Raw genomic sequence first — 26,073 nt, 5'->3', positions numbered from 1 at the left:
AGGCAAACCACAAAGAGCACACCCACGCCAACTCAGAGGCCAGTCCAGGCCTGAACAAACGCCGCCAGATCTTCTTTAGCCGCTGTACGCGGCGGGTTCTGCGGCGTGCCCAGGTAGAGAAAACCTATCACCTCCTCATCCGCCGTCAGCCCCAAGCCTTTAGCCACATGGGCAGAGTAGGACAACTCACCGGTGCGCCACACCGCACCAATCCCCTGGGCATAAGCCGCCAGCAAAATACCGTGGGCCGCACACGCAGCCGCCAGCAACTGCTCGGATTTAGGCACTTTAAAATGCTCTTGCAACCGCGCAATCACCACCACCACCAACGGCGCACGCAACGGCCCATTTTGAGCTTTGTCGATAGCGGCTTGCGGCGCTTCGGCGTCCTGCAGGCGTGCAGCTTCGGCCAGTAGCTTACCCATCTGCTCACGGGCGGCGCCTTCTACGGTGAGGAACCGCCATGGGCGCAGTTGGCCGTGGTCCGGCGCGCGCATGGCCGCGGCGAACAGCACATCGCGCTGCTCCTGGGTCGGCGCCGGTTCCAGCAAACGCGGCACGGAAACACGGTTGAGCAAAGCGTCGAGAGCCTGCATTGGCCACCTCCAGAAAAATGTGCGGACATTCTAGCGGGTATTAATCATATACCACCAAACGATAATTGCTCTTATTCAATCCGCCCTGCCCTGTTAGACTTTGCGACCCTATTTTTCGCCTTAGCCGCAGGAAACTCGATGTTCCGTTCGCCTCTTCGTCTGTGTGCAGCATTGATGGCCTTGAGCCTGGCTGCCTGCGATGACGCCCCCAGGTTTACCAAGGCCGAGCCAGGTGAATCACGGGCGGGCGGCGCGACGACGGTGAACAAGCGCGACCAGAACGCGTTTTCCCTGCCCTCGGCCAACCTGGCACCCACCCGCCGCCTGGATTTCAGCGTCGGCAACAGCTTTTTTCGCAGCCCTTGGGTGATTGCGCCGTCCACCACCACCGCGCGTGATGGCCTGGGCCCGCTGTTCAACACCAATGCTTGCCAGAACTGCCATATCAAGGATGGCCGTGGCCATCCGCCGCTGCCTGACGCACCGAATGCGGTGTCGATGCTGGTGCGCCTGTCGATCCCGCCTGCGCCTATCGATGCCAGGCTCATCGAGCAGATCGGCGTGGTGCCCGAGCCGGTCTACGGCGGGCAACTGCAGGACATGGCCGTGCCGGGCGTGGCGCCCGAAGGCAAAGTGCGGGTCGACTACACGCCGGTCAACGTGACCTTCAAGGACGGCACCGTGGTCGAGCTGCGCAAGCCAAACCTGCAAATCACCCAGCTGGGCTACGGGCCGATGCACCCCAAAACACTTTTCTCGGCGCGGATTGCGCCACCGATGATCGGCCTGGGCCTGCTCGAAGCGATCAGCGACGCTGACATTCTGCGCAACACCGAGGCGAAAACCGCCGACAAGGAAGCCCTCGTCGGGCGTGCCAATTGGGTCTGGGATGACGCGCAGCACCAAACCGTACTCGGGCGTTTTGGCTGGAAAGCCGGGCAACCCAATCTCAATCAACAAAATGTTCACGCGTTTTCTGGTGATATGGGCCTCACCACGTCCCTGAGACCCTTTGATGACTGCACCGACGCCCAAGTCGCCTGCAAACAGGCGCCCAATGGCAATGGCCCCGATGGCGAGCCGGAAGTCAGCGATAACATCCTGCGCCTGGTGCTGTTCTACACCCGCAACCTCGCCGTGCCGGTGCGCCGTGGCGTCAACACGCCGCAGGTGCTGGCCGGCAAAAACCTGTTCTACCAGGCCGGTTGCCAGGGTTGCCATAAGCCGACGTTCACCACGGCCGCCGCAGCCGCCGAACCCGAATTGGCCAACCAGGTTATTCGCCCTTACAGCGATCTGTTGTTGCACGACATGGGCGAAGGCCTGGCCGACCACCGCAGCGAGTTCAAGGCCGGCGGCCGCGACTGGCGCACGCCGCCGTTGTGGGGCATTGGCCTGACGCAGGCGGTAAGTGGTCATACCCAGTTTTTGCATGACGGCCGCGCCCGCAACCTGCTCGAAGCCGTGCTCTGGCATGGCGGTGAAGCACAAGCGGCGCAGCAGCATGTGTTGTCCTTTAATGCCGAGCAGCGCGCTGCGTTGCTGGCGTTCCTGAATTCCTTATAAGCATTGCCACACTGACAGAAGGGAGCTCGACATGTTCCGTCCCAAGTTGCTGTTCACCAGCCTTGCCGCCCTCGCCCTCGGCGCCTGCTCGCCCCAGGACCCGCAAGCGGTGACCTCGGCGGCCATCGCCAAGCAAGTGATCCTGCCCACCTACAGCCGCTGGGTTGAAGCCGACCGCCAACTGGCCGTCAGCGCCCTCGCCTACTGCCAGGGCAAGGAAAGCCTGGAGACGGCCCGCGCCGACTTCCTGCACGCACAAAAAGCCTGGGCTGAGCTGCAACCGCTGCTGATCGGCCCGCTGGCCGAAGGCAACCGTTCGTGGCAAGTGCAGTTCTGGCCGGACAAGAAAAACCTGGTGGGCCGCCAGGTCGAACAACTGGTCAGCGCCCAGCCGCAGATCGACGGCGCCGCCCTGGCCAAGTCCAGCGTGGTGGTGCAAGGCCTGTCGGCCTATGAATACATCCTCTACGACGCCAAGCCCGACGTCGCCGATGAAGCCCAGAAAGCCCGTTACTGCCCGCTGCTGGTGGCCATTGGCGAGCGCCAGAAAACCCTGGCCGAAGAGATCCTGGCAAGCTGGAACAGCACTGACGGCATGCTCGCGCAGATGACCAAGTTCCCTAACCAGCGCTACGCCGATTCCCACGAAGCCATCGCTGATCTGCTGCGCGTGCAAGTCACCGCGCTGGATACCTTGAAGAAAAAACTCGGCACGCCAATGGGCCGCCAGACCAAGGGTATTGCGCAGCCGTTCCAGGCCGATGCCTGGCGCAGCCAGTCGTCCCTGCAAAGCCTGCAAGCCAGCCTGGCGGCGGCCCAGACTGTGTGGGTGGGTGTCGACAACAAAGGCCTGCGCGGCCTGTTGCCGTCCGAGCAGAAGCCATTGGCCGACAAGATCGACGCCGCTTACGCCGCCTCGCTCAAGCTGTTCGCCAGCAACCAGCGTACGCTCAACGAACTGTTGGCCGACGACGCCGGGCGCCAGCAACTCAATGATATCTACGACAGCCTCAACGTCGTCCACCGCCTGCACGAAGGTGATTTGGCCAAGGCGCTGGGCATCCAACTGGGCTTTAACGCCAACGACGGTGACTGATGATGCTCAGGCGACAGGCTTTGGCGGTGGGCAGTGTGCTGCTCAGTGCACTCACGTTGGGTGGCTGGACGCTGTTCAAACAAAAAAAGCAGGGGCCGCTGCTGCTGTCGGCCCGCGATGATGCGGACGGCAAGCACTATGCCGTGGGTTTTCGCCTGGACGGCACGCAAGTGTTTGCCACCCAGGTCGGCCAGCGCTGCCATGACATCATCAACCACCCGACACGGCCGATTGCGCTGTTCGTCGCCCGTCGCCCGGGCACCGAGAGTTACCTGATCGACCTGCGTAATGGCACGCTGCTGCAAACCATCACGTCCAACGCCAATCGCCATTTCTATGGCCACGCAGTCATCCACAAAAGCGGCGACTGGCTGTACGCCACCGAGAACGACACCTCCGACCCCGGCCGTGGCCTGCTCGGTGTGTACAAGTTCGAGGGCGAGCGGCTGGTGCACAGCGGCGAAATCTCCACCCATGGCATCGGCCCGCACCAGGTTTCATGGATGCCCGACGGCGAAACCCTGGTGGTGGCCAACGGTGGCATTCGCACCGAAGCCGAAAGCCGTGTGGAGATGAACCTCAACGCCATGGAACCGAGCCTGGTGCTGATGCACCGCGACGGCAGCCTGATCAGCAAGGAAACCCTGGGCCAACAGATGAACAGCGTGCGGCATATGGGGATTGCCAGCGATGGCACCATCCTCACCGGGCAGCAGTTCATGGGCCCGTCCCAGGAGCGCTCCGAGTTGCTCGCGATCAAGCGCCCAGGGCAGCCATTCGTGGCGTTCCCGGTGGCCGATGAGCAACTGCAGGCCATGGGGCATTACACCGCCAGTGTCGCCGTGCACAGCGAACTGCGCCTGGTCGCGCTGACAGCGCCTCGGGGTAATCGGTTTTTTATCTGGGACATGGACAGCGGTGCACTGCGCCTGGACGGGCCGTTGCCCGACTGCGCCGGTGTAGGCGCGGTGGCGGATGGCTTTGTCGTCACCTCAGGCCAGGGGCGTTGCCGCTTCTACGATTGCCGCCAGCCGCAGCTGGTCGCCACGCCGCTGCAATTGCCGGCCGGGCTTTGGGATAACCATCTGCACCTGATCTGATCGCGCTCACGTATAGGGCCACGCATGGCCCTATAACGCGGCAGCCACGTAGTTACTTCTTGCTGACAGCTTCTACGTTCACGCCAGTGGCCAGGTTCTTGATGGAGAACCCTGAGCAGGCGGTGGTGCTGTCGATGTCAAAACGCACATTGACGACCTGCTCTGTGGTCGGCCAACCCGGCGCACCGGAGATATCAACGGACGTGACGCCTTGGTTGATAAAGAACCGGGCGCTGTTGCTTTCCTTGAACCCTTCAGTCGGCGTAGACCAGAAAATCTGCACCGGTGTGCGTTTTTCGGCGGGATTGAAACATTGCGCGTCGAACGTCAACTGATGGGATTTCGTACCTGTTGCCAGCGGTGCCATGCTGAACACGATGAAAGGGTCCGGGCCGGTAATGTCGTAGCGCCCAGCCGTTTTCGTCGGTTTTACGTCGTTGGTCAGCGAAACCGTGCCCTTGGCGGAAGGCACAAACTCATCGGTATTGAACGACATCGCATAGAGTTCAGGTGGCGAAACGAACAAGCCGATCCGCGACCCACGCTCAACCACGGAGTACACAACGTAGTCAGGTTTGAAGCGCTCAACCAACTTGATCAGGCCGTCACTGTCGAGGGCTTCGTGGTGGACCTGAAGCACATTGGAAAAGGTCGCAGCCATGTACGGCGACATCGCGATACCGTACGAATCCCTGAGCCACAGTACCTTCTTGTCATTCAGAGCGTCCTTGGAAACCAACAGCTGAGCATGATGAGGAGGCTCTGACGGCAGGTTCTGGTTGGTGCTCAGCAATGTGCCGGAATCGTAGTCGTAGCGATCGACCGTGATATTGAATTTATGGTGGAAAGCCAGGGCAATGTTCTGGTCACGCGTCGAGTCTTGTACACGCTGGAACTTGGCCAGGTCGCCGCCGCCCTGCGGGAGGATGTCGGTTACCTTGCCGTAGGCAGGGTCCGGCCAAACCAGCTTCGGATCAGCGTCGCGCAGGCTATCGCCCAACGCGGTAAAGGCAATCCAGGCACCCAGGTTATTCCAGTGAGTGTCGGTCTTGTAATACATCGGTGGGTTCTTGTCTTTCGCCGCCAGCAGTGGCGTAAACGCGTCGACATACACGCCCGGCGGAGCAGTTTTAAGCAACTGCGCGGTCACGGGATCGGCCGAATGAGCTGCCCAGCGAGGCAGGAATTCCGGGTAAATGGAATCCTTATCGGGGCCAATCAATACGCGATACTGTTTAACGCCGTGGTGTTTGTACCATTTGTCCCACTTCGCCTGCGTGTCGGCGACTTTCGCGACGGTGCTGGTTTCCTGCGGCGTCATGCCATTTCGCTTCACCGAAATGGACTTCACGTAATCATCGCCCAGGAACATCCAACCGTCTTTGCCCAGGATCACTTCACCCGGGTCAAGGGACACCCCGATCATGCTGTAAAGGCTGCCCAACAACGGCATGGCAAAATCAACGTTATACAGAAACGAAAGTTCCCACCATTTCACATTTTCATCGGTATGGCCGGGCAACCGCGTCGCCAGGTTGAAGACCGGCGAGACCATCAGGATCAGAAATGTAGAAATGAAAAAGACTGCTATTTTATTTTTCATCACGACACCGATCAAAAGTTGAAATACAAGAAGACGGTGCTGGTCGTCTTCAGGGTGGAATACATGGCAATCGCAAACACCAGTGTCATCCAGATGGTTTTCTTCCAACCAAAGGTGCCTTCAACGGTCAGCGTGAACGAGTTCTTCATTGGCGTGATGATGAAGCCAATCAAAATCATCGCGAAGCAAATCGCGTTCACGGCGATGCCGTTTGGAAGCAGGCTCAACAAGTGATCCGACAACACGCCGCCCCATGCCAGGCTGGCGGTCGGTATGGCGCTGACAGGCGTACCGCTGATGGAGCTGAAATCAAACATTTTGAAAATGATGTTGTTCGCGTCCTGCATCGAGGTCGCGCGGAAAAACACCCAGGTGATATTGATAAACAGGAACGTAACCAGCCAGGCCAGCGGGTTGGGCATACTCATGCCCAGTTGCTTCCAGATGCGATGGATAACCAGTGCGCCGCCGTGCAATGCACCCCACATCACAAACATCCAGCTGGCACCGTGCCAGAGGCCGCCGAGAATGAAGGTCAGCATCAGGTTCATGTAGATACGCGGCGAAGAGCAACGGTTGCCACCCAGCGGGATATACAGGTAGTCGCGCAGGTAGCGGCTCAGGGTCATGTGCCAGCGGCGCCAGAAGTCCTGGATATCGAGGGATTTGTACGGCGAGTTGAAGTTGATCGGCAGCCAGATATTGAATAACAACGCGGCGCCGATCGCCATGTCGCAGTAGCCACTGAAGTCAAAATACAATTGGAACGTATAGGACAGGCTGGTGGCCCAGGCACTGTAGAAATCATGCTGAACGCCGGGTGCATAGCCTGCATCCGCCCACACCGAGAAGGTGTCGGCCAGAATGACCTTCTTGAACAAACCGACACTGAAAATGAAGATCCCCATCAGGATGTTCTTGTGCCGAACAAACAAGGTCCAACGCGACTCGAACTGCGACATCATTTCTTTGTGATGGAGAATCGGGCCGGCAATCAGGTGGGGGAAGAAGGTGACAAACAACGCATAGTTGATGAAGTCATATTCTTTCGCTTCGCCACGGTAACTATCAACCAGGAAGGCAATTTGGGTAAAGGTGTAGAAGCTGATACCCAGCGGCAAGATAATCTGCTCAAACCCGACATGACCACCGGCCAGCGCGTTAAAGTTATCAATCAGGAAGTTGGTGTATTTAAAATAGGCGAGTAACGAAAGGTTGATCGCAATCGCCCCGGCCAGCGCCCATTTTTTGGTACGCGCCGTGTGCAGGGCCGTTGTATAAGGTGAAACCAGCCAGCCGCTCGCATAGTTAAACACAATCGAGCCCAGCAGCAAGGGCAGGTACGCCACACTCCAGTAGCCATAAAAAAACAAACTGGCCAATACCAGCCATATCTTCCCGGCCGACACCAGCCGGGCTTTATTTAAAATAAAGTAAACCGCAAACACTATTGGCAAATACACCAATATGAATATAGAAGAACTAAAAATCATCGACCCACCTCAAAAAAACAAAACGCGCAGCTAAAGCTCATTGCACTCGCACACTTAAACTCATCATGAGTCACAGCGGCTTATTTTAATTTCTTACAACTGCAATCGTTTATCTTGAGTTATTAACTTTCATCAGCACCCACCCGTTCCCTACGCCACCGATATTCGGTCGATTATCCTTTCTCCCTTCTGCAATACGCCAAGCGCAGAGAGAAGCCCAGCTGCAGGAAAAAAGGTGAGGGAAGATACCATAGCGCGTAAGATTTTTCGTAGCCCGAATAAGAATCTTCTTATATTGGTACAGGAAATTTCTCATTGATCTGGGCGCTGGATGGTTCTCACGACGCGGATGCTCCGTCAGGAAAACGCACGCATGCAGGCGCTTGCGTGTAAGTGCCGCAACGCAAAAGGCCCCGCAATGCGGGGCCTTTACGTGGGTTTCGACGTCATCAACTCTGCGGCCTCATCCCTTGGGACATGCCGAACATGAACAACAGCAACTCATGATCCGGCTTGGCCGCCATACTGGCCTTGGCAACGCGTGGCAGCAGGCATTGCCCGCTGCCCTGCACCGCACTGAGCACTTGTGTGCGAGGTTGTTCCCACGCAGCCAGCGCCAGAGCTGCAATGCCCAACGCGCCGACCAGGAACACACCTCGTGCTATTTCTAGCTTCATCTACTTAAACCCTTGATAGCGCTGCCAAACGCCGTCTCGTAAAAGTAGCTGAGTTTTTCCCAATCGGCACTGCTCCACGACGAATGGCGACGCAGTTGCAGCATGTCATGGGAGGCGGCCCGATAAGCGGTCAAGCGCTGACGGCACTTCTCGAAATCCAGCAGCGCCACTTCCACGTTGGCCGAGTCGCCTTCGCCGGTCACACGTACAAAAATGTGCTTGATGTACAGGCAACCATGTTGCCAGCGGCCCTTGTGCATGCGCGCCAGGGTGCCCGCCAATTCCTTGAGCATGCGCTCATGAACCAACTCGCCGTACTGCTCACGACCGCCGGCGGCGTACCAGTTTTCAATCTCGTCGAAACCGTCGAGGGACGCCGTCACCAACAAGGCTTTCCACTGGTGCTCGGGATCCCGGCGTGCGCCGCAGAACACCAGTTCCGGTACGCGTACATCCAGCGAACGCAGGCCTTTGAGGGCGTCACGTTCGCGCAACACGGTCGGGCGTCCAAACGGGTGAAGCCAACTGCGGTAGATATGCCCGGTCTGGCGCTTGCTATAGAGCAAGCGGCCATTGGGGCTGACCACCCGCTGTACACCGCTTTCACCACCGCGCCGGCGGTTGGGTTCCTCGACCCACTCGCCCTGCTGGCGCCAGAAAAAATCAAATCGTTCTTCGGGAGCTACGTGACTGCCTGATACGCACTCAACTGCCATCCTGTTACCTCTTACGCAATACATAGACTCGCCACATGGCGTAGAGCGGCATGAAATCCAGGGATTCCTGAACTCGGAAACCGGCTTGCTCAAATTCTGCCTCGACAGTAGCAGCCGGTAACACAAACCGGTTTTGGTAACCTTCCTGCTCACCTTTCTTACGACGTTTGACTTCGGCGCGCTTGCGTTTCCAAGCCTTGAAATTGCCATCCACCCACAACGAAATAATCACGCTGTCGCGGGTAACCCGCTGAAATTCTTTCAGTATTGCCAGCCTGTGCGCCGGATCACCAATGTGGTGCATCAAGCGCATGCAAAAAATACTGTCGACCGAATTATCGGGTAAATCGATATCAAAGGCAGATGTCTGCAAAGCCCGTACCCGCTTCACCACCTCCGCCGGTTGAGCGAGGGTGGCGACCTTCAACATAGAGGCCGAATTGTCGGCCCCGATAATCACACGGTTGGGCTTCTCCGCCAACAATGGCCAGAACCGCCCGGCACCGCAAGGCAGGTCCAGCACCAGGCCCGGCTCGCCAGCCATGGCCAACGCGCCGCGCGCCAATTGCTCGTCGCGTTTGTGGGACAGCCGGCGAGCCAGATTGTCCTGATGCTTGAGCAAATAATTCTGCGCGTGCTGATCGTCGTACTTTTCGGAAAAATCGAGCTTGATCGGGGTAGACATCAACGGATCTCCAGTAGCTGATGCCTACAACCTTAAGCAGCAAACTGTGATCAACAGGTCAACCCGTTGTGAAAAACTTGTCCTGTCCAATCCCATACATTTCAAGACTTTACAGATACAAGCAATAGCATGGGGCCATCTTCGCCGATTTAGCGGGCTCTCTGGCAGGATAACGGCCAGGTTCACCCTCAGGGTTTGACCTGGCTCAACTCGACATGAAACCGGCAGCCATTGGGTTCCATGGTGCTCAGGCTGACGCTCCAACCCTGGCTCTCGCAGATGCGTTGCACCAGCGACAAGCCCAGGCCGAGGCCTTCTCCGCGCTTCTCGCTGCCGCGCACAAACGGCTCGAACATCGCCTCACGCTTGTCTTCGGGAATGCCGACCCCGGTGTCCTCTACCACGAAACCGCTGGGTTCGAGCGTGAGGCGGATAAAGCCCTGTTCGGTGTAGTGCAGCGCATTGCGCAGCAAGTTGCCCATCACCGCATGCAAGAAGGTGGTGTTGTAGCGAGTGTCCAGAGGGTTTCCTGGGCTGTAGATCAGTTCAAGGCCTTTTTGCTCGATGGGCCCGCGCCAGATCCCGAGCAGATCTTCGGCCACCTGGGTCAGGTTGACTTGGGCCGACATGCCGGAATCATCGTGTTGGGCACGCGCCAGCATCAGGAAGGTCTGCACCAGTTCGCGCATTTCTTCACACGCGCGGGCGATTCGCAGCACCTGGTTGCGACCACGCTGGTCAATGGCCGGGTTTTCCAGCAGCAGTTCGCAGGAGCTGGCCAATACCATCAAGGGCGTGCGCAGTTCGTGGCTGACGTCACTGGTAAACAATTGCTCACGGGACAACGCCGCGCGCAGGCGGCCCAAAGTGGCGTCGAAGGCTACGGCCAACTCGCCGACTTCATCGGCGGCGTAGTCCGGCGCCAGCGGCGGCGCCAAGCCCAGCAATTGGTCACGATGGCGCACCTGGCGGGCCAGGCGCACCACCGGCGCCATCACCTTGCGGGCCAGCACCCAGCCCAGGAACACCGCCAGGGCCAGGCTAAGCACAAAGCCCACCAGCACCACGGCAAACAACACGCGCTCGCGCTCTTCGAAATCGCTTTGGTCTTGCAGCAACACATAGCGCCGGCCATCCACCACTTCAACCATGGCGTGGTACGACAGCGCTTCGCGGAATACTTCGTGAAACCCCGGCTCCAAGTGCCGCAGGTCTTTGGGCAGCTCGAAATCCCCAGGGCCGCCGCTGAAGTAAAACAGTTGGTCGGGCTCGGGCCGGTGGCTCCAGTCCTCAACGCTGTCCATCAGCAACAGGCGCTGCAGGTCGCCACCCAGGCCGGCCGAAATCAGTTTTTCTTCCACCAGGTGCACGGTCGCAACGATGCCCATGGCGAAGGCGCCTGCCACCAACGCACTCATCAACGCAAAGGCGATGATGATCCGCTGGGCAAGGCTTTGCTTAAACTCCATCACGGCCCTCGGCCAGGCGATAACCCACACCGTGCACCGTTTGCAGCAGCGGTTTGGCGAAGGGTTTATCGATTACCTGGCGCAATTGGTGAACGTGGCTGCGCAGGCTGTCGCTGTCCGGGCAGTCGTCACCCCACAGGGCTTCTTCGAGGATTTCCCGGCGCAGTACGTGCGGGCTTTTCTGCATCAGCACCGCGAGCAGTTTGAGGCCCACCGGGTTGAGCTTGAGCAGGCGCCCTTCACGGGTCACTTCCAGGGTATCAAGGTCGTAGCTCAAATCACCGACTTGCAGGGCACGGCGCCCACCGCCCTGGGCACGGCGCAGCACGGCTTCGATGCGCGCGGCCAGCTCGGACAAGGCAAACGGTTTGAGCAGGTAGTCATCGGCGCCGGACTTGAAGCCCTGCAGCCGGTCATCCAATTGATCGCGGGCGGTGAGCATGATCACCGGCGTGTCGCGGCGGGCGTCTTCGCGCAGGCGTTTGCACAGCGTGTAGCCATCGATACCAGGCAGCATGATGTCGAGCACGATCAGGTCGTAATGCTCGGTGGCGGCCAGGTGCAGGCCCGACAAGCCGTCCTGCGCGCAGTCCACGGTGTAGCCTTTTAGCCCCAGGTAATCGGCCAGGTTGGCCAGAATATCGCGGTTGTCTTCAACCAATAGAATTCGCATGGGCAGTGTCTCCGAACGCGGTAACGGCCTTGTTGGCTCGCGCAGCTTAAGGCCAAGTGTGGCTCAGGGATAGACCTTGAGGCCACGTCGATACAGGTTTTCAACCAATCATATATTCCAACAAGTTTTTCACTATAGCTTCACAAACTAACTACAGTGTCAGGTCGAACATCGCGCCCATCGATATAAGGAATATGGACATGGGGTTTTTCAAAACAGCGCCGATGCGCTTTCTGCTGCTCGTCACCGCCACCTGGCTGGTGATTTTCCTGCTGACCCGCAGCATTCTGCTGATCACCCATCTGGATGAAGTCGGTGGCAATTTGCTGCCGGTGTTTGGCGTGGGCTTGCTCTATGACCTGAGCTTTCTGGTATACGCCGCCTTGCCACTGGGCCTGTACCTGCTGCTGTGCCCGCCCGCGCTGTGGCGCCGTCGCGGCCATCGCTGGTTCCTGCAAGCGGTGCTCACCGCAAGCGTCTTCGCCATGCTGTTCACTGCGGTCGCTGAATGGTTGTTCTGGGATGAATTCGGTGTGCGCTTCAACTTTATCGCCGTCGATTACCTGGTGTATTCCAAGGAGGTGTTGAACAACCTGCTGGAGTCCTACCCGATCGGCAAGCTGCTCAGTTTGTTAGCGATGCTGGCGATAGTCGTGAGCCTGGCCCTGCGCAAGCCGTTCAATGCAGCGATGAACGCCCCGCTCCCACCCATGCGCGGCCGCTTGCTGAATGCCCTGTGCCTGTTGGTAGCCGTCGGTCTCAGTTTGCAATTGATCAGCCAGAACAGCCCGCGTGCCCAAGGCGGCAATGCCTATATGAACGAATTGGCGAGCAACGGCCCCTACCAATTTTTTGCCGCCTTTCGCAATAACGAACTCGATTACACGCAGTTCTACAAAAGCCTGCCAACCGATGTTGTCGCCAAACAGTTGCGCGCAGAACTCAGCGAACCCAATGCGCGCTTTATTGGCACAGACCCGTTGGATATCCGCCGCACTATCGACAACCCAGGCACCTTGCGTAAACCCAACATCGTGCTGGTGACCATCGAAAGCTTCAGCGCCAAATACATGGGCAGCAATGGCGATGAGAACAACCTGACGCCCAACCTCGATGCGCTGCGTAAACAAAGCCTGTACTTCAATAACTTCTATGCCACCGGCACCCGCACTGACCGTGGGCTGGAAGCGATCACATTGGCGATTCCACCCACGCCCGGCCGCTCGATCGTCAAGCGCATTGGCCGTGAAAGCGGTTTCGCAAGCCTTGGCCAACAACTCGGTGCTGTCGGTTACGACAGCGTGTTTGTGTATGGCGGGCGCGGTTACTTCGACAATATGAACGCGTTTTTCAGCGGCAACGGTTATCGGGTCGTCGACCAGAGCAGTGTGCCTGAAGCGGAAATTTCGTTTAAGAACGCCTGGGGCATGGCTGATGAAGACCTCTACCGGCAAACCCTGAAACTCGCCGACGCCGACTACGCCAAGCAACAGCCCTTCCTGCTGCAACTGATGACCACGTCCAACCACCGCCCCTACACTTACCCGGACGGGCGCATTGATATCAAGTCCGGTAAAGGCCGTGACGGCGCCGTCAAATACACCGACCACGCTATTGGCGAGTTCCTCGAAGCGGCACGCCAGAAACCCTGGTTCGATAACACGATTTTCGTGTTCGTCGCCGACCACACCGCCGGCAGCGCAGGCAAAGAAGACCTGCCGATCACCAACTACCAGATCCCGCTATTCATCTATGCCCCCAAGCTGATCGAAGCCCGGGAAACCGCACAACTGGCCAGCCAGATCGACCTTGCGCCGACCTTGCTGGGCCTGATCAACCTGAGCTACGAGTCGACCTTCTTCGGCCGCAACCTGTTGCAGGACAACCCGTTGCCACCGCGCGTGGTGGTCGGCAACTACCAGTATCTGGGGCTGTTTGACGGCAAGGACCTGGCCATTTTAAGCCCACGCCAGGGCCTGCGTCGTCACGATCAAGCCCTGGGCGAAAGCCAGGAGTTACGCGTAGGCAGTGATGATCCGTTGATCCAACGCGCAATCACCTACTACCAAGCGGCCAGCTATGGCTACACACAACAATTGCTGAACTGGAAGGCGCCGAAGCAAGTGCCCCCTGCGATCAGCGTACGCTGACAGCTGCGCTCTGGCCCTTGCCTACCACAGGGCAAGGGCGTGACACTTGCGCCATCCTCCGGCGATGGCGCCCCTGCATGTCCGACTCCCTGTTGCTGATCGAAGATGACCGCCCATTAGCCGCGCTGACGGCCGAGTTCCTGCGCGCCGAAGGTTTTACCGTTGCCGTGGAGCACCGTGGTGATCGCGCCGCACAGCGCATTCTTGAGGAAAAACCGGCGCTGTTGATCCTCGATGTCATGTTGCCGGGCATCGACGGGTTTACCCTGTGCCGCCAGATTCGCGACAGCTACCCTGGGCTGATCCTGATGATGACCGCGCTGGATGAAAATGCCGAGCAATTGACCGGTTTCCACGTGGGTGCCGACGATTACGTGGTCAAACCGGTCGACCCGCTGCTGTTGCTGGCCAGGGTGCGCTCATTACTTCGCCGTCACCGCCAGGCGCCCAATGCGTCTTATCAGTGGGGCGCATTTCGGTTGGACCTCAACAGTCATTTCGCCTGGCTCGACGGCACGCCGTTGCAGTTCTCGGTGGCCGAGTTCGAACTGCTGGCGATTTTCGCCCGCCACAGTGGCGTGTTGCTGACCCGCGAGAAACTCCTGCAAAGCTTGCGCGGCCTGGAATACGACGGGCTTAACCGCTCGATTGATATGCGTGTGTCGCGCCTGCGCAAAAAGCTGATGAGCCTGGCCTGCCCGGTGACCATCCAGACCATCACGGCCCAAGGCTACCTGTTTGTCGAAATCCCCCAGCAGGCCCAGCATGTCTAAGCTGCGCCCCTGGATGGTGGCCGTGGCGGGCGCGGGCTGGACCAGCTTGACCCTTTATCTGGTGTGGCTGTGTACCAACGCCTCGGTGTTTGTCGGCGAAGACAGCTTTTTGCGCTTGATGGCCGGCCCAGGCTACCTGGTGGCCGAGCAGCTCAAAGGCTTGCCCTCCGAGAAACGTGAAGCGCGCATGGACATCCTGCGCGCGCACTTCCAGTACCCGGTAGAGCTGATCCCGTATGACGACGTCGAATTGCCGCCCGAGGCCATGGTCATGCTCGAACACCAGCAGCCGGCGCTGAACAGCGACGAAGACATCAGCTACTTCCCGCTGGACGACGATACCGTGATCCGCTTCGGCCCCATGTGGGGCAGTGCCGAGGTCAAGGACCTGTTGAAATTCCCGATTTTCTGGATCACTGCCTGCGTCGCCGGCTTGCCGGTTTTACTGCTGCTCGGCATCGGTTTGCGCGTGCACCGGCGGCGTAATAAAGACCTGGATGCACTCAACACCTGCCTGGGCACGCTGGCACGCACGCCAAACGTGATGCTGCCCGCCCTGGCGAAGGAGTGGACGCCGCTGCTGCTGACCTTGCAACAGCATGCACGGGATATCAGCGCCATGAGCGAACGCCATCGCGAAGTCTCCCAGGCGGTGTCCCACGAACTGCGCACGCCGCTGGCGCGCATGCGTTTCGCCCTGACGTTGCTGAGCAAAAGCGAAGACCCGCCGACCCGCGCACGCCTGCAAGAGCGCTTGCAAACCGATGTTGAAGAACTCGAAGCCCTGGTTCGCGCCAGCCTGGCCTTTGCGCGGATGGCCGGCGCACCGACGGATTTGCAGCATGAGCCGATCAACCTGCGTGACTGGCTGCACCAGGAGTTCGCGTTGTTGGATGGGCACCATCGTCAGTTGAGCCTGGAAACCGAGCCTGCACAGCTTGAACTGATCGGCGACCGCGCCCTGCTGCACCTGATCGTGCGCAACCTCTTGAGCAACGCCATCACCTATGCGCGTGATCGAGTGTGCGTGAGCGCCACTTACCATGGTGAGCAGCATGTGGTGTTGCATGTAGACGATGACGGCCCCGGCGTCTTGGCCGAGAACCGCGAAAAGATCTTCGAGCCGTTCGTGCGGCTTGCCATGGGCGGCGACGAACCCGGCGGCTTCGGCCTCGGCCTGGCACTGGCCAAACGTGCGACCCAGTGGCACAACGGGCAATTATCAGTCACCCGCAGCCCGTTGGGCGGCGCCCGTATGAGCCTGATCCTGCCGTTGCGGCCCGAATAGAAGGCCTGTTACAGCCTGTGACAGCGAAGCCTGCACATCGCCCGTAACCTCACCAACTGAATCCCCCGGTTGGAGAGCCCGTTCATGCGTCCCCGTAAGAAGCATTTGCCCACTTTGATGCTGTCGCTGTGCATCGTTACCGGCGCGTTCGTGCCGGGTAATGCGTCGGCCTCGCGCCTGGCGGTTACGGACAAGCCATCACCACGGATGGAAGACAAGCACGCCGGCGATCACACCGCCAATACGGCCCCTCGGCCAACGGCGCAGGATGCGCTCCTCACCCCACCACCCCGGAGGTGGCCCCGAGCCGCCGGCGCTGAGAAACTCACGCACCTGCCTGGCCCTGGCCCATTCAACCAAGCTGCTGCACCGCAACCCGTGGCACTTGTGCCGGCTGCCCAAGTAACCCTGGCGCGGGGCATGACCTTCAGGAAGCTGTTGCGGCGCCGCACCTTGGGTTGAGATCCACATTGGATCTCCTGCATTTTTTAATACTGCACAAAAAAGCCCCGCCTGCATTACTGCAGACGGGGCTTTTTAATGGCCGGGTAAGGCTGGCTTACATCATGCCGCCCATGCCACCCATGCCGCCCATATCTGGCATACCGCCACCGCCTGCGCCTTCAGCCTTTGGCTTGTCGGCGATTGCAGCTTCGGTAGTCAGGATCAGGCTACCGATCGAGGCTGCTGCTTGCAGCGCGGAACGAGTCACCTTGGTAGGGTCCAGGATGCCCATTTCGATCATGTCGCCGTATTCGCCAGTCGCAGCGTTGTAACCGTAGTTACCTTTGCCGTTCTTGACTTCGTTGACCACAACGCTTGGCTCGTCGCCGGAGTTGGCAGCGATCTGACGCAGCGGTGCTTCAACGGCGCGACGCAGAACAGCGATACCGACGTTCTGGTCAGCGTTGTCGCCGGTCAGATCAGCCAGGGCTTCCAGAGCGCGGATCAGCGCAACGCCACCGCCAGGTACCACGCCTTCTTCAACGGCTGCACGGGTTGCGTGCAGGGCGTCTTCAACGCGGGCTTTCTTCTCTTTCATTTCAACTTCGGAACCGGCGCCAACCTTGATCACTGCAACGCCGCCAGACAGCTTGGCCAGACGCTCTTGCAGTTTTTCACGGTCGTAGTCGGACGACGTTTCGGCAACCTGGGCACGGATCTGAGTGATGCGAGCCTGGATGTCCTGCTCAACGCCAGCACCGTCAACGATGATGGTGTTTTCTTTGGAGATGGTCACACGCTTGGCGCTACCCAGGTTTTCCAGGGTGGCGCTTTCCAGGCTCAGGCCGATCTCTTCGGAGATAACGGTACCGCCGGTCAGAACGGCGATGTCCTGCAGCATGGCCTTGCGACGATCGCCGAAGCCTGGCGCCTTGACGGCGGCGACTTTAACGATGCCACGCATGTTGTTCACAACCAGAGTCGCCAGGGCTTCGCCTTCAACGTCTTCGGAAACGATCAGCAGTGGGCGGCCGGCTTTGGCAACGGCTTCCAGCACTGGCAGCATTTCGCGGATGTTCGAGATTTTTTTGTCGACCAGCAGGATCAGCGGGCTGTCCAGCTCGGCAACCATGGTCTCAGGCTTGTTGACGAAGTACGGGGACAGGTAGCCACGGTCGAACTGCATGCCTTCTACAACCGACAGTTCGTTTTCCAGGCCAGTGCCTTCTTCAACGGTGATCACGCCTTCTTTACCGACTTTTTCCATGGCTTCGGCAATGATGTCGCCGATGGAGTTGTCGGAGTTGGCGGAGATGGTGCCTACCTGAGCGATAGCCTTGGTGTCGGCGCATGGCTTGGACAGCTTTTTCAGCTCAGCAACGATGGCGATGGTCGCCTTGTCGATACCGCGCTTGAGGTCCATCGGGTTCATGCCCGCAGCGACGGCCTTGTAGCCTTCGTTGACGATGGCCTGAGCCAGTACGGTAGCGGTGGTGGTGCCGTCGCCTGCGTCATCGTTGGCACGGGAGGCAACGTCTTTGACCAGCTGCGCGCCCATGTTTTCGAAACGGTCTTCCAGTTCGATTTCTTTGGCTACCGAAACGCCGTCCTTGGTGATGGTCGGAGCGCCGAAGCTCTTCTCGATAACCACGTTACGGCCTTTAGGGCCCAGGGTCGCTTTTACCGCGTCAGCCAGGATGTTGATGCCGGTGAGCATTTTCTTGCGGGCGGAATCGCCGAATTTAACTTCTTTAGCAGCCATGATCGATATTCCTTAAATACTTTGTAGTAACGGGAAAATGAGCGGGGAATCAGTCTTCCAGAACGGCGAGAATCTCGTTCTCAGCCATGACCAGCAGGTCTTCGCCGTCGACTTTCACAGTGTTGCTGCCGGAGTAAGGGCCGAAAACAACCTTGTCACCCACTTTTACGGCCAGCTCACGTACTTGACCGTTTTCCAGCGTCTTGCCCGGGCCTGCAGCGAGAATCACACCGTGGTTGGCTTTTTCAGCAGCCGAACCTGGCAGAACGATACCGCCAGCGGTTTTCTTTTCTTCTTCGCTGCGACGGATTACGACGCGGTCGTGCAGAGGACGAAGCTTGCTCATTGTCGATCTCTCCTAATTGTGTTTTTCATCGGCCGGTATCGATACCGGCAAGTTGTATTCCGGCGGTGCCGGTCGCGCCTCGCCAAGCAAGACGCGGAAGTCTGTCTGGTGTCGCCACCAGAAACCTTGCGGTGACCGTTACATAAGGGCGCATAAGCTTATTACAAGAGGCCGCGACGGAAATTTTTTTACGAATGCCGGGCGGCAAAAGCAGCACGGCACCCAAAGGCGCCGTGCAGGTCATGCGGTTATTTGCTGTCGCGGTGTTCGAACTCGCCTTCGATCACATCGCCTTCACGCCCTAACGGCTGGCGCGGAGCCGGGCCACCACGGGGTTGCAGGTCATCGGCAAACGCACGCTGGCGGATCGCCGCTTCTTCGGCACGCTGGCGCATCTTGCCGGCCAGCAGCTTGCGGGTGAACGGCAGCAGCATGACCAGGCCGACCACATCGCTGATAAAGCCCGGCAAGATCAACAGGCCACCAGCCAAAGCCATCATCAGGCCTTCAAGCATGGTCTGTGCAGGCAGTTCGCCGCGATTCAGGCTTTCACGCGCTCGCAGCGCCGTGGCCAGGCCGGCGACGCGCAGCACCAGAACGCCGAGCATCGAGCCGAGAATGATCAACAGCAGCGCCGGGAAAAACCCGATGGCACTGCTGACTTGAACGAATACGAACAGCTCCAACACCGGGAACAGCAGAAAGAGCAATAAAAAAGGGCGCATCAAATGGTTCCTCAACGCAAGAATGCCTTGCCAGTCCACCTTAGATGACGTCGCCGTTTCGTGAATTCAAGCGCTGACGGCTTCTTTTTTCGGCCAGACTTCGGCGTGAGCCAATGAAACCAGGGCTTCGCGCACTTGTGTCGGCGTGTTGCAAGGCTCGGCAAACGGCAGCCAATACAAGGACTGGCCGATACGCAGGTGCATGCCTTCGCTGTCGATGCCGGCCAATTGCGCAGGCTCGGTGGTCGGCAGGCCGGTCAGCTCGACATAGTGGGCGATGGCCTTGGTGTGGTCGCTGTTCATGTGCTCGATCATGCTGCGCTCGGCTTTGCCCGCAAACGGGTTGGCCAAGGTGAGCTGGTCGACCCAGTGAATCGCGCCAAAACCGCCGATATAACGGTGACGCACCGGCTTGAGCACCCAAAAATCGAAATCGTGGGCTTTGTGGTAGTTGGCCGAATCCGGGAAGTAGCGGTAATAGCGTTCGGCGGCGGCTTCAATCGCTGCCTCATCCTCGAGCTTTTCAGCTTCGGCCAGGTAGGTCAGGCGCCCTACCGCTTGCACGTCATCGGCTTCGCGTTCACCCACCAGCAGCGAGCACTTGGGGTCTTTCTGCAGGTTGTGGGTGTGCTGGGCGATACGGCTGATCAGGATAATCGGCTGGCCCTGCGCGTCGAGGCAGTACGGCACCACTGAGCCGAAGGGAAAACCCGGCATGGCTTTGGACAATGTGGAGAGCGCTCCACGGTATTCCTTGAGCAACAGCTCTCGGGCGTTCTTGGCAACCTGCGTGCTCACGGTATGACTCCTCGGGTGTTCAGCCGCCCACAGCCTATGGCGTCTATGGGAATGAATCTCAACACAAGGTAATCAATATCCGCGAAGGTTGCCAGAGTGCCCGATGCAGGATTTACCAGGCTATATTACCAAGCCACGCCGAAGCCTGCGGTGTAGCGGGTCTTGTCCAAGCTGCTCTGCGAATCGCCATTAATGAGGTCACGCTCGGCCTTGAGGTTGAGCGACGCCCACTCGGTGACTTTGTAGCGCAGGCCCATTTCCGCATCCAGGGAGTAATCGGACGGCCCAGCCAGCGGCTTGCCCAATTCACCGTTGGTGAAGAACTCCACGGTCTTGCCCACCAGGTAGCGGTTGTAGCTCCACTTCATGGCCAGGGAATAGAAGTTGCTCTTGCGGTCGTCGGAATATTGGTAATCGGTACGGTTGACCAGCGAGCCGAGGGAGAACGCGCCCAGCTCATCGTCCCAGAACTGGTAGCCAGGGCCGGTACCGACGGTGCGCTGGCGAGACAAGTCTTCAACCTTGTCACGCTTGTAGGTCAGGCGCCCCTGCCAGAACCAGTGCTCGGTGATGAAGCGGTCCAGGTCATACTCCAGCGCCCAGTTATCGGTGGTGGTCACGTCATCCTGGAACTCGCGGTTGTATTCGCCCTGGGCAGTGTGCCGCCATTGGCCGTGACGCGCGGTGGTCTTGAAGTCGATGTCGTAGTCGTTGGTGTCTTTGTCGGCGCGTTTGTAGTCCAGCGCCAGGTCGACATTGCCCTTCCACACCAGGTCTTCGATCACAGGCTTGGGCTTGATGATCTGCTGGATGCTGGCCAACTCCACGGTTTTCGGCGCTTCGCCATTGGCCAGGGTGACCTTGCCATCCTCCGCCGCTTTCAGGGATTTGGCCTTTTCACCGGTGTAAGCGTCCTGCTTGACCAGCAGTTCCTGGTCGCTTTCCAGGGTCTTGACCTGTTTCCAGTCCACCGGGATGGCCCCTGCGTAGCTGGTCTGAATCAGCAATTTGCCACCGTCGAAGACTTTAATCTTGCCGGTCAGGCGGTCACCGTTCTTCAACCACACGGTGTCGGCGAGCAGGGGCGTGGAGGCGCTGAAAACAGCGAGGCAGAGCAGGGTTCTGGACAACATAAGCGAATTCGAGGCTCGAAATTGGCGAAAAAGGGGCGTTATCGTGTTAGATAGCTTGGACTGACTCAAGGATTTATATTGAGTTCAATTCTCAACGGCATGATTACAGACGTTTCTTACAAAAACACCTCTTTATAAAGACACGGCGATGCCCACACCCCACTCACCCGAAGACGCCCCCCAAAGCCCCGCAGAAATGCGCCGTACGGCCTTGTACCTGACTCTGGCGCAAGTGCCCGAAGGCTGCGTGGTGAGTTACGGCGAGTTGGCGCACCTGGCCGGGCTGGGCCGCGCCGCTCGCTGGGTCGGGCGTACCTTGAGCCAGCTTCCCGAGGACACCCGCCTGCCCTGGCACCGGGTGTTGGCTGCCGGTGGTCGGATAAGTCTGCCGGTGGGCAGTGCTTCAGGCGACGAACAACGTGCGCGTTTGCGCAGTGAAGGCGTCAGTATCATGAATAATCGCGTTGATATTCAGCGTCATGGCTGGCGCCCGGTAGAGCACAGCGGTTAGAGTGCGCGCTTTGTTTCCGCAAATCTGAGGCAGACTCCAGCCCATGCCCCGTAAAACCTGGCGCGCCGCGCTCGCCGCCTATGCCAGCCCTTCGACGTTAGTCCTGTTGTTGCTCGGCTTCGCCGCCGGCTTGCCTTACATGTTGGTGTTTTCGACGCTTTCTGTGTGGTTGCGCGAGGCCGGTGTGGCCCGCGAGACCATCGGCTATGCGAGCCTGATCGGCCTGGCCTATGCGTTTAAATGGGTCTGGTCGCCGCTGCTCGACCAATGGCGCCTGCCGCTGCTCGGTAAACTGGGACGACGTCGCTCCTGGCTGGTGCTTGCCCAGACGCTGGTGATCCTCGGGTTGATCGGCATGGGCTTTTGCGACCCGCAAAAGCACTTGTCCTGGCTGATCGCCATTGCCGTCATCGTCGCCTTTGCCTCTGCCACCCAAGACATCGCGGTAGACGCCTATCGCCTGGAAATCGCCGACGACAGCCGCCAGGCTGCGCTGGCTGCCAGCTACATGTCCGGCTACCGCATCGCCGCACTGCTGGCCACCGCCGGCGCGCTGTTCTTTGCCGAAGGCTTCGGTTCCACCGGCTTCAACTATAAGCACTCGGCCTGGACCGGCACTTACGTGCTGTTCGGCGTGCTGATGATCCCGGCGCTGCTGACCACCTTCTTCATGCGTGAACCCGATGTGCCACTGCGCACCCAATTGCAGGCCGGGCGCTACAGCTTTGCGCATCAGCTTGTCTCTGTATTTGTGCTGATCGTGCTGCTGGTGTCGGTCCCGGCGATGTTCACCCAGCTGTACAACACCGATTTCGCCAGCGTGCTGTTCCACGGCGTGAGCCTGTGGGAGCTGTTGATGGAAGACCGCGCGTTCCTGCGCGCCATCCTGTACATCATCCTCACCACTCTATGCCTCTCGGCCATGGGCCGCCGTGGCCTGGCGCCGGTGCTCACGCCGGTCAACGACTTTATCCTGCGCTACCGCTGGCAGGCGCTGCTGCTGCTCGGGCTGATTGCGACCTATCGCATGTCCGACACGGTGATGGGCGTGATGGCCAACGTGTTCTACATCGACCAGGGCTTTACCAAGGACCAGATCGCCGGGGTCAGCAAGATCTTCGGCCTGATCATGACCCTGCTCGGCGCCGGTATGGGCGGCCTGTTGATCGTGCGGTTCGGCATCTTGCCGATCCTGTTTATCGGCGGCATTGCCTCGGCGGCCACCAACCTGCTGTTCGTGATGCTCGCCGACATGGGCCCCGACCTGCAGATGCTGATCTTCACCATCTCCCTGGATAACTTCAGCTCAGGCCTGGCCACCTCGGCGTTTGTCGCCTACCTGTCGAGCCTGACCAACCTCAAGTTCTCCGCCACCCAATACGCGCTGCTCAGCTCGATCATGCTGTTGCTGCCGCGCCTTATTGGTGGTTACTCGGGCGTGATGGTGGAGAAGTTCGGTTACCACAACTTCTTCATCATTACCTGCCTGCTGGGTGTGCCGACGCTGTTCCTGATTGCACTGCACTGGTTCCAGGAAAGCCGACGGGCACGCTTGAATCCTCCCGCAGAAGACTGACACACCTCGGTCAATGTGGGAGCTGGCTTGCCTGCGATACAGACGACGCGGTGTATCTGTTACACCGCAGCGATGCTATCGCAGGCAAGCCAGCTCCCACACAGAGCAGCGCGCAACCTCACGCCTGTACTCCGGCGACAACCGCCCGTACAATCCCAAGTCATTTCAAGTCCAAGCAACCGACAACGGCCTACCATGCGTACCAGTCAATATTTGCTCGCCACACAGAAAGAAACGCCTTCCGACGCGGTTGTGATCAGCCATCAGCTGATGCTGCGCGCCGGTATGATCCGCAAACTGGCCTCCGGCCTGTACACCTGGCTGCCCATGGGCTTGAAGGTGATGCGCAAGGTCGAAGCCATCGTTCGCGAAGAAATGAACGCCGCCGGCTCTCTGGAAGTGTTGATGCCGAGCACCCAACCGGCTGAGCTGTGGCAGGAATCCGGGCGCTGGGAAGAGTACGGCCCTGAGTTGCTGCGCTTCAAGGACCGTCATGGCCGCGACTTCTGCGCCGGCCCGACCCATGAAGAAGTGATCACCGACCTGATGCGCAACGAGCTGAGCAGCTATAAGCAGCTGCCGCTGAACCTGTATCAGATCCAGACCAAGTTCCGTGACGAAATCCGCCCACGCTTCGGCTTGATGCGCGGCCGCGAATTCATCATGAAGGACGCGTATTCGTTCCACGCTGACCAGGCGTCCTTGCAGGCCACTTATGACCGCATGCATACCGCCTACTGCAACGTGTTCACGCGCCTGGGCCTGAAATTCCGCCCGGTTGAAGCGGACAACGGCTCCATCGGCGGCGCCGGCTCCCACGAGTTCCACGTGCTGGCCGAGTCCGGCGAAGACGATATCGTGTTCAGCAACGGCTCCGACTACGCGGCGAATATCGAAAAAGCCGAAGCCGTGCCTCGGGAAACGTCCCGCGCCGCGCCGGCTGAAGAACTGCGCCTGGTGGACACGCCAGAGACCAAGACCATCGCGGCCCTGGTGGAAAAATTCAATCTGCCGATTGAAAAGACCATCAAGACCCTGATCGTGCGCGCCGAAGAAGAAGGCAAGCTGATCGCCCTGGTGATCCGTGGCGACCACGAACTCAATGAAATCAAGGCTGCCCAGCAGCCAGGCGTGGCCAGCCCGCTGGTTATGGCCACCGATGCCGAACTGCGCGACGCCATTGGCGCCGGTGCCGGTTCGCTCGGCCCGCTGAACCTGCCGCTGCCGATCATCATCGACCGTTCGGTCGAGCTGATGAGCGACTTCGGTATCGGCGCCAACATCGACGACAAGCACTACTTCGGCGTGAACTGGGAGCGTGATCTGCCGGTTCCGACCGTGGCCGACCTGCGTAACGTGGTGGCCGGTGACCCAAGCCCGGATGGCAAGGGCACTTTGGAAATCAAGCGCGGCATCGAAGTCGGGCACATCTTCCAGCTGGGCAACAAGTACAGCAAGGCGATGAAGTGCGAAGTGCTGGGCGAGAACGGCAAGCCGATCACCCTGGACATGGGTTGTTACGGCATTGGCGTATCGCGCGTGGTTGCCGCTGCCATCGAGCAGAACAACGACGAGAAAGGCATCATCTGGAGCGACGCCCTGGCACCGTTCCAGATCGCCCTGGTACCGCTGCGCTACGACAACGAGCAAGTACGCGAAGCCACCGACACACTGTATGCCGAACTGACGGCTGCCGGTTTTGAAGTGCTGCTCGATGACCGGGACAAGAAAACCAGCCCGGGCATCAAGTTCGCCGACATGGAACTGATTGGCATCCCGCACCGTATCGTGGTCAGTGACCGCGGCCTGGCCGATGGCAATCTGGAATACAAGAGCCGGACCGAAGCCGAAGCCCAACCGTTGCCGGTGGCTGACGTGCTGTCTTTCCTTCAGGCGCGTATTCGTCGCTGAAAACCAGATCAAGAGAAGTCATGTTCAAGCGAAACACCAGAGCCCTGGGGGGCGCCGCCTTGTGCGGCGCCCTGCTGGTCGGCGGCTGCGCCAATCAAATGTCGCAACGCAGTGAGCACGAGGAGCGGGTCGAGCGAAAGCTGCTCGATCACAGCCTGCAAATCGATGTAGGCGAACCCAAAGTGCTGGAACTGCCGCAACGCCGGGTTCGCATTCACGAGCAAAAGACCTTTGAGGTCACCGAGTTCGAAGTTACCCGCCGTTACGATCGCTACACCCCCTACCAACCCTGGCGCAAACTCTATGAGATGCCTTTGGGTGCCGTTGCACTGGTAGCGGGTGCGGGCGCCAACGTGGTGAATGTCTTCGCCCTCGGCAACCTGCCCACCAGCATGACGCGTGACTGGCTGAGCTACGGCGTGGACGGCATCAACCCGTTCATGAACGTGCAATCCCACGGCCGTGCGCAACAGAACCTGGCCGGCATCGATGAAGTCCAGCGCGACAAGCGCACGGAGTATTCGAGCCTGCCCTGGAGCGAACGCCCGGTGCAGGTCACCGCTGGCAAGCAGACCCATGAGTTGACCACCGATCGCGACGGCGTACTGCGCCTGAACCTGTTGGACAGCCCGTTTGCCGAGCAAGACCTGAACCGCGTCAGCACCTTGAAGATCAGCGTTGAAGATGGCCAGGACGATGTGCATTCCGACTCGACCCTGGCGGTCAGCAACACCCTGCGCAGCAAGCTGCTCGAAGCCCATGGGCTGATCTACGACGACCTGGAAGATGACGAAGTGAGCCAATGGGTCCACCGGGTCAAACGCCTGTCGGAGCTGGGCCTGGAGGAAGAAGCCAGTGAGTTGGAACAAAGCCTGATCGAACTGACGCGCAATGATCCGGAGTTGCAGCAGGAATTTCTGCAGGCACTGACCAAGGATGCAGGAAGGCTTGTCGCAGATCCAGGCGCACGCTGAGATTTAAG

General features: G+C 59.3%; 24 protein-coding genes. 11 read left to right on the top strand and 13 right to left on the bottom strand.

The annotated features are described in order from the left end of the window. Window positions 1-32: 32 nt before the first annotated feature. Window positions 33-596, bottom strand: coding sequence for an NAD(P)H nitroreductase (locus FFI16_RS02420; protein ID WP_138814002.1), 564 nt, complete (start codon window positions 594-596; stop codon window positions 33-35). Window positions 597-734: 138 nt separating this feature from the next. Here FFI16_RS02420 and FFI16_RS02415 point away from each other — a divergent pair, with 138 nt between their 5' ends. The 3 genes from FFI16_RS02415 to FFI16_RS02405 are packed head-to-tail and all read left to right on the top strand — an operon-like array spanning window position 735 to window position 4,358. After that, entirely contained in the window at window positions 735-2,162 is a 1,428-nt protein-coding gene (locus tag FFI16_RS02415) for a di-heme oxidoredictase family protein (RefSeq protein WP_138814001.1), read from the top strand. 31 nt (window positions 2,163-2,193) lie between these two features. Beyond that, complete coding sequence (locus FFI16_RS02410) at window positions 2,194-3,258, top strand: imelysin family protein (protein WP_138814000.1); 1,065 nt, start codon at window positions 2,194-2,196, stop codon at window positions 3,256-3,258. 2 nt (window positions 3,259-3,260) lie between these two features. Then, window positions 3,261-4,358 carry a DUF1513 domain-containing protein gene (locus FFI16_RS02405; RefSeq protein ID WP_138815348.1) on the top strand — a complete coding sequence of 366 codons (1,098 nt, stop codon included), beginning with the start codon at window positions 3,261-3,263 and terminating at the stop codon, window positions 4,356-4,358. A 52-nt stretch (window positions 4,359-4,410) separates the two neighbouring features. Here FFI16_RS02405 and FFI16_RS02400 read toward each other — a convergent pair whose 3' ends face one another. The 7 genes from FFI16_RS02400 to colR form a co-directional block, all read right to left on the bottom strand. Further along, window positions 4,411-6,069, bottom strand: a complete 1,659-nt coding sequence (locus FFI16_RS02400) for a hypothetical protein (RefSeq protein WP_138813999.1) — start codon at window positions 6,067-6,069, stop codon at window positions 4,411-4,413. Further along, window positions 5,973-7,343 carry an MBOAT family protein gene (locus FFI16_RS02395; protein ID WP_256666224.1) on the bottom strand — a complete coding sequence of 457 codons (1,371 nt, stop codon included), beginning with the start codon at window positions 7,341-7,343 and terminating at the stop codon, window positions 5,973-5,975. The genes FFI16_RS02400 and FFI16_RS02395 overlap by 97 nt, the downstream gene beginning before the upstream one ends. A 560-nt stretch (window positions 7,344-7,903) precedes the next feature. After that, the gene (locus tag FFI16_RS02390) at window positions 7,904-8,131 is read right to left on the bottom strand and encodes a hypothetical protein (RefSeq protein ID WP_138813997.1); all 228 of its coding nucleotides are present in this window, start codon (window positions 8,129-8,131) and stop codon (window positions 7,904-7,906) included. Then, on the bottom strand, window positions 8,128-8,847 hold the full coding sequence (locus FFI16_RS02385; protein WP_138813996.1) for a lipopolysaccharide kinase InaA family protein: 720 nt from the start codon (window positions 8,845-8,847) through the stop codon (window positions 8,128-8,130). The genes FFI16_RS02390 and FFI16_RS02385 overlap by 4 nt, the downstream gene beginning before the upstream one ends. A gap of 4 nt (window positions 8,848-8,851) precedes the next feature. After that, entirely contained in the window at window positions 8,852-9,532 is a 681-nt protein-coding gene (locus FFI16_RS02380; protein ID WP_138813995.1) for a class I SAM-dependent methyltransferase, read from the bottom strand. Between the two features lie 188 nt (window positions 9,533-9,720). Then, on the bottom strand, window positions 9,721-11,001 hold the full coding sequence (locus FFI16_RS02375) for a HAMP domain-containing sensor histidine kinase (protein WP_138813994.1): 1,281 nt from the start codon (window positions 10,999-11,001) through the stop codon (window positions 9,721-9,723). Then, window positions 10,991-11,674: a two-component system response regulator ColR gene (gene colR / locus FFI16_RS02370; protein ID WP_003175870.1), complete on the bottom strand. Its 684-nt coding sequence runs from the start codon at window positions 11,672-11,674 to the stop codon at window positions 10,991-10,993. Before colR ends, FFI16_RS02375 begins: the two co-directional genes overlap by 11 nt. Window positions 11,675-11,874: 200 nt before the next feature. On the opposite strand from colR, the gene FFI16_RS02365 reads away from it, so the two are divergent. The 4 genes from FFI16_RS02365 to FFI16_RS02350 all read left to right on the top strand — a co-directional run bounded on the left by FFI16_RS02365 (window position 11,875) and on the right by FFI16_RS02350 (window position 16,347). Continuing rightward, complete coding sequence (locus FFI16_RS02365) at window positions 11,875-13,824, top strand: LTA synthase family protein (RefSeq protein WP_138813993.1); 1,950 nt, start codon at window positions 11,875-11,877, stop codon at window positions 13,822-13,824. A 77-nt stretch (window positions 13,825-13,901) separates the two neighbouring features. Continuing rightward, the gene (locus tag FFI16_RS02360) at window positions 13,902-14,597 is read left to right on the top strand and encodes a response regulator transcription factor (protein WP_138813992.1); all 696 of its coding nucleotides are present in this window, start codon (window positions 13,902-13,904) and stop codon (window positions 14,595-14,597) included. Beyond that, the gene (locus FFI16_RS02355; RefSeq protein WP_138813991.1) at window positions 14,590-15,885 is read left to right on the top strand and encodes a sensor histidine kinase KdpD; all 1,296 of its coding nucleotides are present in this window, start codon (window positions 14,590-14,592) and stop codon (window positions 15,883-15,885) included. The genes FFI16_RS02360 and FFI16_RS02355 overlap by 8 nt, the downstream gene beginning before the upstream one ends. 84 nt (window positions 15,886-15,969) lie before the next feature. Then, entirely contained in the window at window positions 15,970-16,347 is a 378-nt protein-coding gene (locus FFI16_RS02350) for a hypothetical protein (protein ID WP_138813990.1), read from the top strand. Window positions 16,348-16,444: 97 nt separating this feature from the next. Here the strand turns inward: FFI16_RS02350 and groL are convergent, their stop codons facing one another. The 5 genes from groL to FFI16_RS02325 all read right to left on the bottom strand — a co-directional run bounded on the left by groL (window position 16,445) and on the right by FFI16_RS02325 (window position 21,093). Further along, a complete protein-coding gene (groL, locus tag FFI16_RS02345; protein WP_056858678.1) occupies window positions 16,445-18,091 on the bottom strand; it encodes a chaperonin GroEL in 1,647 nt (548 codons plus the stop codon). A gap of 49 nt (window positions 18,092-18,140) precedes the next feature. Beyond that, window positions 18,141-18,437, bottom strand: a complete 297-nt coding sequence (groES, locus tag FFI16_RS02340) for a co-chaperone GroES (RefSeq protein ID WP_017139748.1) — start codon at window positions 18,435-18,437, stop codon at window positions 18,141-18,143. 248 nt (window positions 18,438-18,685) lie between these two features. After that, complete coding sequence (locus FFI16_RS02335) at window positions 18,686-19,162, bottom strand: FxsA family protein (protein WP_016975517.1); 477 nt, start codon at window positions 19,160-19,162, stop codon at window positions 18,686-18,688. A 66-nt stretch (window positions 19,163-19,228) separates the two neighbouring features. Beyond that, a complete protein-coding gene (locus FFI16_RS02330; RefSeq protein WP_138813989.1) occupies window positions 19,229-19,960 on the bottom strand; it encodes a HugZ family protein in 732 nt (243 codons plus the stop codon). A 125-nt stretch (window positions 19,961-20,085) separates the two neighbouring features. After that, a complete protein-coding gene (locus FFI16_RS02325) occupies window positions 20,086-21,093 on the bottom strand; it encodes a DUF481 domain-containing protein (protein WP_138813988.1) in 1,008 nt (335 codons plus the stop codon). Window positions 21,094-21,241: 148 nt separating this feature from the next. On the opposite strand from FFI16_RS02325, the gene FFI16_RS02320 reads away from it, so the two are divergent. The 4 genes from FFI16_RS02320 (at window position 21,242) to FFI16_RS02305 (ending at window position 26,065) form a co-directional block, all read left to right on the top strand. Beyond that, on the top strand, window positions 21,242-21,604 hold the full coding sequence (locus FFI16_RS02320; protein ID WP_138813987.1) for an MGMT family protein: 363 nt from the start codon (window positions 21,242-21,244) through the stop codon (window positions 21,602-21,604). 43 nt (window positions 21,605-21,647) lie between these two features. Next, window positions 21,648-23,180, top strand: coding sequence for an AmpG family muropeptide MFS transporter (locus FFI16_RS02315; protein ID WP_017139744.1), 1,533 nt, complete (start codon window positions 21,648-21,650; stop codon window positions 23,178-23,180). Window positions 23,181-23,375: 195 nt separating this feature from the next. Continuing rightward, complete coding sequence (locus FFI16_RS02310; protein ID WP_138813986.1) at window positions 23,376-25,091, top strand: proline--tRNA ligase; 1,716 nt, start codon at window positions 23,376-23,378, stop codon at window positions 25,089-25,091. 20 nt (window positions 25,092-25,111) lie between these two features. Next, the gene (locus FFI16_RS02305; protein WP_138813985.1) at window positions 25,112-26,065 is read left to right on the top strand and encodes a hypothetical protein; all 954 of its coding nucleotides are present in this window, start codon (window positions 25,112-25,114) and stop codon (window positions 26,063-26,065) included. Window positions 26,066-26,073 lie beyond the last annotated feature (8 nt).

It is taken from the genome of Pseudomonas sp. KBS0710 (assembly GCF_005938045.2).
Lineage (GTDB): Bacteria > Pseudomonadota > Gammaproteobacteria > Pseudomonadales > Pseudomonadaceae > Aquipseudomonas.
The sequence above is the reverse complement of the archived record's forward strand: the minus strand, read 5'-3'. Positions and strand labels throughout refer to the sequence as shown.

What these genes read in the sequence shown, in the direction of transcription:
- groES (WP_017139748.1), bottom strand. Translation starts at nt 18,437, where the DNA reads ATGAGCAAGCTTCGTCCTCTGCACGACCGCGTCGTAATCCGTCGCAGC.
- FFI16_RS02325 (WP_138813988.1), bottom strand. Translation starts at nt 21,093, where the DNA reads ATGTTGTCCAGAACCCTGCTCTGCCTCGCTGTTTTCAGCGCCTCCACG.
- FFI16_RS02360 (WP_138813992.1), top strand. Translation starts at nt 13,902, where the DNA reads ATGTCCGACTCCCTGTTGCTGATCGAAGATGACCGCCCATTAGCCGCG.
- FFI16_RS02350 (WP_138813990.1), top strand. Translation starts at nt 15,970, where the DNA reads ATGCGTCCCCGTAAGAAGCATTTGCCCACTTTGATGCTGTCGCTGTGC.
- FFI16_RS02420 (WP_138814002.1), bottom strand. Translation starts at nt 596, where the DNA reads ATGCAGGCTCTCGACGCTTTGCTCAACCGTGTTTCCGTGCCGCGTTTG.
- FFI16_RS02410 (WP_138814000.1), top strand. Translation starts at nt 2,194, where the DNA reads ATGTTCCGTCCCAAGTTGCTGTTCACCAGCCTTGCCGCCCTCGCCCTC.
- FFI16_RS02380 (WP_138813995.1), bottom strand. Translation starts at nt 9,532, where the DNA reads ATGTCTACCCCGATCAAGCTCGATTTTTCCGAAAAGTACGACGATCAG.
- FFI16_RS02305 (WP_138813985.1), top strand. Translation starts at nt 25,112, where the DNA reads ATGTTCAAGCGAAACACCAGAGCCCTGGGGGGCGCCGCCTTGTGCGGC.
- groL (WP_056858678.1), bottom strand. Translation starts at nt 18,091, where the DNA reads ATGGCTGCTAAAGAAGTTAAATTCGGCGATTCCGCCCGCAAGAAAATG.
- FFI16_RS02320 (WP_138813987.1), top strand. Translation starts at nt 21,242, where the DNA reads ATGCCCACACCCCACTCACCCGAAGACGCCCCCCAAAGCCCCGCAGAA.
- FFI16_RS02335 (WP_016975517.1), bottom strand. Translation starts at nt 19,162, where the DNA reads ATGCGCCCTTTTTTATTGCTCTTTCTGCTGTTCCCGGTGTTGGAGCTG.
- FFI16_RS02385 (WP_138813996.1), bottom strand. Translation starts at nt 8,847, where the DNA reads ATGGCAGTTGAGTGCGTATCAGGCAGTCACGTAGCTCCCGAAGAACGA.
- FFI16_RS02405 (WP_138815348.1), top strand. Translation starts at nt 3,261, where the DNA reads ATGCTCAGGCGACAGGCTTTGGCGGTGGGCAGTGTGCTGCTCAGTGCA.
- FFI16_RS02415 (WP_138814001.1), top strand. Translation starts at nt 735, where the DNA reads ATGTTCCGTTCGCCTCTTCGTCTGTGTGCAGCATTGATGGCCTTGAGC.
- FFI16_RS02375 (WP_138813994.1), bottom strand. Translation starts at nt 11,001, where the DNA reads ATGGAGTTTAAGCAAAGCCTTGCCCAGCGGATCATCATCGCCTTTGCG.
- FFI16_RS02390 (WP_138813997.1), bottom strand. Translation starts at nt 8,131, where the DNA reads ATGAAGCTAGAAATAGCACGAGGTGTGTTCCTGGTCGGCGCGTTGGGC.
- FFI16_RS02315 (WP_017139744.1), top strand. Translation starts at nt 21,648, where the DNA reads ATGCCCCGTAAAACCTGGCGCGCCGCGCTCGCCGCCTATGCCAGCCCT.
- FFI16_RS02365 (WP_138813993.1), top strand. Translation starts at nt 11,875, where the DNA reads ATGGGGTTTTTCAAAACAGCGCCGATGCGCTTTCTGCTGCTCGTCACC.
- FFI16_RS02310 (WP_138813986.1), top strand. Translation starts at nt 23,376, where the DNA reads ATGCGTACCAGTCAATATTTGCTCGCCACACAGAAAGAAACGCCTTCC.
- FFI16_RS02355 (WP_138813991.1), top strand. Translation starts at nt 14,590, where the DNA reads ATGTCTAAGCTGCGCCCCTGGATGGTGGCCGTGGCGGGCGCGGGCTGG.
- colR (WP_003175870.1), bottom strand. Translation starts at nt 11,674, where the DNA reads ATGCGAATTCTATTGGTTGAAGACAACCGCGATATTCTGGCCAACCTG.